At 38.8% G+C, this 376-nt stretch carries 1 protein-coding gene; it reads right to left on the bottom strand.

Translation table 11 applies throughout. The annotated features are described in order from the left end of the window. The coding region (locus HC175_RS20445) for a hypothetical protein (protein ID WP_168139869.1) at positions 1 to 376 on the bottom strand (376 nt) is incomplete at both ends.

Below are 376 nucleotides of genomic sequence, written 5' to 3'. Positions count from 1 at the left end.
GAATCTGCATTTGCCGAAGCACTCACCAATGAATTCCAGCTCCTGTCATAAGAAGCATAACCCACGGCTACTCCCAAAAGTGATAGCAATAGAAAGATCACCGCCTGCCAGCGGTACAAAAAAGTCTTTGGAAAAGTCTTTCTAAAAATAAGAAACCAGAAAAATATAATGGGTAATACCAGAACGTTAGGTAGCCTTATTAATACAGCTGCTGAACACAAAACAGACAGAAAAAGAAGTTTAAAAAACTTTGGATTTTTGATGTGATCAATAGCCATGGTAAAGATGATTGACAGAAAGAGAATGCTGAGGGTGTCGTAGCCCAGGATGTTAACATTAAAAGGAAGAAAGAGAATGAGACCGCAGGCTAAATAGA

It is taken from the genome of Salinimicrobium oceani, from assembly GCF_012037645.1.
This window is presented reverse-complemented; position numbering and strand designations above follow the sequence as displayed.